At 69.6% G+C, this 7,574-nt stretch carries 5 protein-coding genes; all 5 read left to right on the forward strand.

The window, feature by feature from the left end:
• Nucleotides 1-202 precede the first annotated feature (202 nt).
• Nucleotides 203-2,884, forward strand: coding sequence for an aconitate hydratase AcnA (gene acnA, locus ACFSCV_RS17465; RefSeq protein ID WP_378800859.1), 2,682 nt, complete (start codon nt 203-205; stop codon nt 2,882-2,884).
• A 170-nt stretch (nt 2,885-3,054) separates the two neighbouring features.
• The gene (locus ACFSCV_RS17470) at nt 3,055-3,852 is read left to right on the forward strand and encodes a DUF1223 domain-containing protein (protein WP_378800860.1); all 798 of its coding nucleotides are present in this window, start codon (nt 3,055-3,057) and stop codon (nt 3,850-3,852) included.
• Nucleotides 3,852-4,850 carry an alpha/beta fold hydrolase gene (locus ACFSCV_RS17475; protein WP_378800926.1) on the forward strand — a complete coding sequence of 333 codons (999 nt, stop codon included), beginning with the start codon at nt 3,852-3,854 and terminating at the stop codon, nt 4,848-4,850. Before ACFSCV_RS17470 ends, ACFSCV_RS17475 begins: the two co-directional genes overlap by 1 nt.
• 473 nt (nt 4,851-5,323) lie before the next feature.
• On the forward strand, nt 5,324-6,694 hold the full coding sequence (locus tag ACFSCV_RS17480; protein ID WP_378800861.1) for an APC family permease: 1,371 nt from the start codon (nt 5,324-5,326) through the stop codon (nt 6,692-6,694).
• Between the two features lie 23 nt (nt 6,695-6,717).
• Nucleotides 6,718-7,551 carry an SAM-dependent methyltransferase gene (locus ACFSCV_RS17485; protein WP_378800862.1) on the forward strand — a complete coding sequence of 278 codons (834 nt, stop codon included), beginning with the start codon at nt 6,718-6,720 and terminating at the stop codon, nt 7,549-7,551.
• Nucleotides 7,552-7,574: the final 23 nt, after the last annotated feature.

A 7,574-nucleotide genomic window follows, 5' to 3' on the forward strand; every position in this document is an offset into this window, starting at 1 on the left:
GCTGGAATGGTTCGAGCGGCCCCCGAATTCGGATGCCTGCCAAGCGCGTTCGCACGTATCTGTAACGTCTTCAACCTGCGCGCCACTTCCCCTATAACGAGCCAGCATTTATGTCTTGTGCACCGCACGCGACATCGCCCGGCGCACCCGCCGCTCGCCTCCTGCGACGGCGTTTCCGCCCTGCCCAAGGAGCTCGACACCCGTGTCCCATCCCGACAGCTTCAAGGCCGCCAAGACCCTGTCGGCGAACGGAAAGAGCTACCGCTACTACAGCATCCCCGACGCCGAGGCGAACGGGCTCGAGGGCGTCTCGCGGCTGCCCTTCTCTATGAAGGTCCTGCTCGAGAACCTGCTGCGCTTCGAGGACGGCCGGACGGTCAAGAAAGAGGACATCGCCGCGATCAAGGACTGGCTCCAGAACCGCGGCAAGACCGAATACGAGATCGCCTACCGCCCGTCGCGGGTGCTGATGCAGGACTTCACCGGCGTGCCCGCCGTCGTCGACCTCGCCGCGATGCGCGACGCGATGGTGAACCTCGGCGGCGACCCGAAGAAGATCAATCCGCTGGTGCCGGTCGACCTCGTCATCGACCACTCGGTCATCGTCAACTTCTTCGGCGACGACTCCGCCTTCAAGAAGAACGTCGACGAGGAGTACAAGCAGAACCTCGAGCGCTACCGCTTCCTGAAATGGGGCCAGTCGGCGTTCGACAACTTCCGCGTCGTGCCGCCCGGCACCGGCATCTGCCACCAGGTCAACCTCGAATACCTCGCCCAGACGGTCTGGACGAAGGATGTCGGCGGCGAGGCCGTCGCCTATCCCGACACCTGCGTCGGCACCGACAGCCACACCACCATGGTGAACGGCCTCGGCGTGCTGGGCTGGGGCGTCGGCGGCATCGAGGCCGAGGCGGCCATGCTCGGCCAGCCCGTCTCCATGCTCATCCCCGAGGTGATCGGCTTCAAGCTCACGGGCAAGCTGAAGGAAGGCATCACCGCGACCGACCTGGTGCTCACCGTCACCCAGATGCTGCGCAAGAAGGGCGTGGTCGGCAAGTTCGTGGAGTTCTTCGGACCCGGCCTCGACCACCTCTCGCTCGCCGACCGCGCCACCATCGGCAACATGGCGCCGGAATATGGCGCGACCTGCGGCTTCTTCCCCGTGGACGCCGAGACGCTCGCCTATCTCGACGAGACCGGCCGCGATCCGGACCGGCTCGCGCTGGTCGAGGCCTATTCCAAGGCGCAGGGCATGTGGCGCGACGCCGACACGCCCGACCCGGTCTTCACCGACGTGCTGGAGCTCGACATCGGCTCGGTCGAGCCCTCGCTCGCCGGCCCGAAGCGCCCGCAGGACCGCGTGCTGCTGAAGGACACCAAGGCCGGCTTCCTCGCGGCGCTGGAGGGCGAGTTCAAGAAGCCGGGCGAGGCGGGCAAGCGCGTCCCCGTCGCCGGCACGGATTTCGATCTCGGCCATGGCGACGTGACGATCGCCGCCATCACCTCCTGCACCAACACGTCGAACCCCTCCGTGCTGATCGCGGCGGGCCTGCTCGCCCGCAACGCGGTCGCCAAGGGCCTGAAGTCGAAGCCATGGGTGAAGACCTCGCTCGCGCCGGGCAGCCAGGTGGTCGAGGGCTATCTCGACAAGGCCGGCCTGCAGGACGACCTCGACGCGCTCGGCTTCAACCTCGTCGGCTTCGGCTGCACCACCTGCATCGGCAATTCCGGCCCGCTGCCGGAGCCGATCTCCGAGGCGATCAACTCCCACGACCTCGTGGCGGGCGCCGTCATCTCCGGCAACCGCAACTTCGAAGGCCGCGTGAACCCGGACGTGAAGGCGAACTACCTCGCCTCGCCGCCGCTCGTCGTCGCCTACGCGCTGGCGGGCTCGCTGCAGATCGACCTCGCCACCGAGCCGCTGGGCGAGGGGACCGACGGTCCGGTCTATCTTCGCGACATCTGGCCCTCGAACCAGGAGGTCGCGACCTTCATCCGCGAGAACGTCACCAAGGCGATGTTCCAGGAGAAGTACGCCGACGTCTTCAAGGGCGACGAGAACTGGCAGAAGGTCGACGCGCCCAAGGGCGAGACCTACGCCTGGGTCGACACCTCGACCTACGTGCAGAACCCGCCCTATTTCGAGGGCATGGAGCGCGAGCCGGAGCCGATCACCGACATCGACGACGCCCGCATCCTCGGTCTGTTCCTCGACTCGATCACCACCGACCACATCTCGCCGGCGGGCTCGATCAAGCAGGCGAGCCCTGCGGGCGAATATCTGCGCGACCATCAGGTGCGGCCGGCCGACTTCAACCAGTACGGCACGCGGCGCGGCAACCATCAGGTCATGATGCGCGGCACCTTCGCCAACATCCGCATCAAGAACCAGATGCTGGACGGAGTCGAAGGCGGCGTCACCAAGCACTTCCCCGATGGCGACCAGCTTCCGATCTACGACGCCGCCATGAAGTACAAGGCGGAGGGCGTGCCGCTGGTCGTCTTCGCCGGCAAGGAGTACGGCACCGGCTCGTCGCGCGACTGGGCGGCGAAGGGCACCAACCTGCTCGGCGTGCGCGCCGTGATCGCGCAGTCGTTCGAGCGCATCCACCGCTCCAACCTCGTCGGCATGGGCGTCGTGCCCCTGACCTTCCAGGAGGGCGTGTCGTGGCAGACGCTCGGGCTCAAGGGCGACGAGACGGTCACGATCCACGGCCTCGCCGAGGGCCTGAAGCCGCGCGTGACGCTCGAGGCCGAGATCACCTCCGCCGACGGCACGAAGCAGGTCGTGCCGCTGCTCTGCCGCATCGACACGCTCGACGAGCTCGACTACTTCCGCAACGGCGGCATCCTGCACTACGTGCTGCGCAGCCTCGCCGCCTGAGGCGAGGCTCGGCCGGCCGGGCGTCCCCGCGGGACGGCGCCCGGCGCCCTTGCTCCGCGAAGGCCGTCCAGCGTTCACATCCTGCGGCGTCACCGCAGTGTGAGTGGCGGGCGATCGGAGAGAGGCCCTATCTTGGGGCGGCCTACCGTCCTACCCCGTGGTGCTCCATCATGCGCGTCATCCCCCTTGCCCTCGCCGCGACCTTCGCCGCCGCGACCGGCGCGTTCGCCGATGACGCTCCCCGCCCGCGCGGCGTGATCGAGCTGTTCACCAGCCAGGGCTGCTCGTCCTGCCCGCCGGCGGACCGGCTGGCCTCGGAGCTCGCGCGCGACCCGGCCAACCTCGTGCTGACGCTCCCGGTGGACTACTGGGACTATCTCGGCTGGAAGGACACGCTGGCGAGCCCGGCCAACTCCGCCCGCCAGCGCGCCTACGCCATGGCGCGCGGCGACCGCAAGGTGTTCACGCCGCAGATCGTCGTGAACGGCCGCGAGACCGCGATCGGCGGCGACGGCGCCGCGGTCGCGGGCGCCGTGACCCGCGCCGAGGCCGTCGAGAACCCGTTCGCGCTGCCGGTGCGCCTCAAGGTCGAGGAGGGCCGCGTCGCGGTCGCGGTCGAGGCGGCGCGCCGCCCGATCCCGGAGCGTCACGGCGAGGTCTGGGCCTTCGCGATCGAGCGTTCGCGCACGGTGCAGATCGGCCGGGGCGAGAACGCCGGCCGCACGGTGACCTACGCCAACGTGGTGCGGAAGATGGTGCGGCTCGGCGCCTGGGACGGCGCGCCGGCCAAGTTCGAGGTGCCGATCGAGGAGGTCGCGCGGCCCGAGACCGACGGCGTCGCCGTGCTGGTCCAGGCCGGAAGCGGCGGCCAGCCCGGCGCCATCCTCGGCGCGACCCAGGCCGACAGCCCGGCTTCGCCGCCGCCTGCGCCCGCGCAGATCAGCCGCCTGCCGCGCGACCCGCTGTGATCCTGGCGAGGCTCGCCGCCGCGGCGGCGCTGTTCGGCGCGATCCTCGCCGCGCCCGCGCAGGCCGAGGGCTACGGCGCGCAGCTCGAGGGCTTCGACTACCCGCACGAGGTCCGCCGCTTCGCCTTCACGTCGCAGACGAAGCCGGTCGAGATGGCCTATATGGACGTCGCCCCGACCGGGGCCGCCAACGGCCGCGTCGCGCTGCTGCTCCACGGCAAGAACTTCTGCGCCGCCACCTTCGAGAGCGCGATCGCCGCGCTCGCCAAGGCCGGCTTCCGGGTGATCGCGCCCGACCAGATCGGCTTCTGCAAATCCTCGAAGCCGGACGGCTACCAGTATTCCTTCCACCAGCTCGCGGCCAACACGCGCGCGCTGCTCGCCTCCCTCGGCGTCGAACGCTCGGTCGTGCTCGGCCACTCCATGGGCGGGATGGTCGCGACCCGCTACGCGCTGGATTTCCCGGCCGCGACCGAGCGGCTCGTCCTGGTCAACCCGATCGGGCTCGAGGACTGGAAGGCGAAGGGCGTGCCCTACGCCACCATTGACAAACTGCTGGAAGGCGAGCGCAAGACCAGCCCCGAGGCGATCAAGGCCTATCAGCTCAAGTTCTATTATTCCGGCGAATGGAAGCCGGCTTACGATCGCTGGGTCGACATGTCGTTCGGCATGTACGCCGGGCCGGGCAAGGAGGCGGTGATGCGCGCGAGCGCGCTGACCTCCGACATGATCTTCACCCAGCCGGTGGTCTACGAGCTCCCGAAGCTGAAGGTCCCGACCACGCTGTTCATCGGCCTGACCGACCGCACCGCCCCCGGCGCCAACCGCGCCGCGCCCGAGATCGCGAAGACGCTTGGCGACTATCCCGCGCTCGGCAAGGCCGCCGCCTCAGCCATCCCCGGCGCCGAGCTGGTCGAGTTTCCGGAGCTCGGCCACTCCCCGCATGTCCAGGCCCCGGCGGAGTTCGAGGCCGCGCTGCTGAAGGCGCTCGGCCGCTAGCGGCGCCGCAGAAAGCCGGACCGCTCCTCTCCGCGCTCCGCCGTCTCCCCACGCTGCTCGTCGTCCTCCGGCTTGACCGGAGGACCCATCTCGGGCGTCGCGCTCCACGTCCGGGATGGATGGTCCAGTCAAGCCGGACCACGACGAACGCGTTTCGGCCCGCGTCGCCATCGGCCCGTCACCCGAATTCACAGATTTGAACGGCGCCTCGGCGCGTAATCCCGCCGGGGCGGGCGGTACGCGTCGGGCCGACATAAGTCGCCGCTCAATGTATCAAAGTATGTCAGCGTTCAGCCTTCGGCACAGTCTGCGACACGTCTCACGGAAAGTTCAATAAAAGGGACTTCTAACGCAAAGCGTTCGGACAAATTCAGGCGCGACAACGCCCGACCTGAATTCGCCGCCGCGGCGCGCCGCCGGATCGCAACGCCGATCCCGCCCTCGCCGCAAGCGGTCGCTCCCGCGAGGATCGAATGCCGGCTTCCCCAGATTCAACGCCCCGCCCGTCGCTGTCGGTGTTCGACGCGACGACGATCATGGTCGGTCTCGTCGTCGGCATCGGGATTTTTCGCACGCCGTCGCTGGTGGCCGCGAACGTCGGCAGCGAGCTGGCCTTCGTGGCCGTCTGGGTCGCGGGCGGCGTGATCACGCTGATCGGCGCGCTCTGCTACGCCGAGCTCTCCGCGGCGCATCCGAACGCGGGCGGCGAATACCACTTCCTCTCCCGCGCCTATGGCAAGCCGGTCGCCATGCTGTTCGGCTGGGCGCGCGGCTCGGTCATCCAGACCGGCGCGATCGCGGGCGTCGCCTTCGTGCTCGGCGACTATCTCGCGCAACTTCTTCCGCTCGGGCCCTACGGCCCGGCGCTTTACGCCGCGATCGCCATCATCGTCTTCACCGGCGTGAACGTGATCGGCACCCTTGAGAGCAAGACGCTGCAGATCGCCATGACCGCGACGGAGATCCTGGCGATCCTCGCGATCATCGCCTTCGGTCTGCTCGGCTCGGCCGAGGCGCCGCCGCCGGCCCCTGCGCTTGCGCCTGAGACCGCCTCGCTCGGCATGGCGATGATCTTCGTGCTGCTGACCTACGGCGGCTGGAACGAGACCGCCTATCTCACCGGCGAGCTGAAGGACCCCGCCCGCAACATCGCGAAGGTTCTGGTGCTCGGCACGCTGGTGCTGGTCACGCTCTACGTGCTCGCGAACCTCGCGCTGCTGTCGATCCTCGGGCTCGAGGGCCTGCGCGGGTCGGACGCGGTCGCGGCCGACATGATGGGCGTCGTCGCCGGCCCCGCAGGCTCCATCGTGGTCAGCCTCGCGATCGTGGTGGCGGCGGTCTCGACGCTCAACGCCACCATCTTCACCGGCGCGCGGGTCTATTACGCGATGGCGCGCGACATGACCCTGCTGCCGCGGGTGGGCAAGTGGGACGAGCGCGGCCGCACCCCCGCGAACGGGCTGATCGCGCAAGCGGTCGTGGCGCTCGCGCTGGTGGCGGTCGGCGCCGCGACCCGCGACGGCTTCAAGGCGATGGTGGACTACACCGCGCCGGTGTTCTGGGGCTTCCTGCTTCTGGTCGGCCTCGCGGTGTTTGTGCTGCGCTGGCGCGAGCCGGGCCGGGCGCTGCCGTTCCGGACGCCGCTCTACCCGCTGACGCCGATCCTGTTCTGCCTCACCTGCCTCTACATGCTGCACGCGAGCATCGCCTACACCGGCGTCGCCGGCCTGTTCGGCCTCGGCGTCCTGGCCGCGGGCGTGCCGCTTCTCCTGTTCCGGCGGCGCGAGCCGCGGACCGAAACCGAGGGCGGGCCGCTGCCGGCCGCCGTCGGGCTCAGCGACTGACATCCCCCCACCAGGAGCCCCCCATGACCAAGCTACGCACGGCCCTGCTCGCCGGCGCGCTGTCCGCGCTCACCTTCGGCGGCGCGTTCGCCCAGACCGCCGCGGAGGCGCCCGCGGCCGCGACCGAATACACGCCGTCCTCCGGCCAGGAGGGCAAGGATGTCGTCTGGGTGCCGACCGCGCAGGCGCTGGTCGACCGCATGCTGGAGATGGCCAAGGTCACCAAGGACGACTACCTCGTCGATCTCGGCTCCGGCGACGGCCGCACGGTGATCACGGCGGCCAAGCGCGGCGTCCGCGCCCACGGCGTCGAGTTCAACCCGGACATGGTGGCGCTGTCCCGCAAGGCCGCGAAGGCGGAAGGCGTCGCCGAGACCGCGACCTTCGAGCAGGGCGACATTTTTGAGACCGACTTCTCCAAGGCCTCCGTCGTCACGCTGTTCCTGCTGACGGAGCTCAACATCCGCCTCCGCCCGACCATTCTGGAGATGAGGCCGGGCACGCGGGTGGTCTCCAACAGCTTCGACATGGGCGACTGGCAGCCGGACGAGACCGCGCAGGCCGCGAGCGGCTGCTCGAGCTTCTGCCGCGCGCTGAAATGGGTCGTGCCCGCCAAGGTCGAGGGCGAATGGCGCCTCGACGGCGGCGCGCTGCGGCTCAGCCAGAAGTACCAGATGCTGACCGGCGCGCTGGTGAAGGACGGCAAGTCGACGCCGATCACGGAGGCGAAGATGAACGGAGCCGAGATCACCTTCACCGCGGAGGGCAAGCGCTACACCGGCCGGGTCGACGGCGCGGCGATGTCCGGAACCGTCGAAGGCGGCGGCGCCTGGAGCGCGACCCAGAACCAGACCTGACGCCGGCGGGGCGCCGCGCGCCA

The organism is Methylopila henanensis (assembly GCF_042681025.1).
GTDB lineage: Bacteria > Pseudomonadota > Alphaproteobacteria > Rhizobiales > Methylopilaceae > Methylopila > Methylopila henanensis.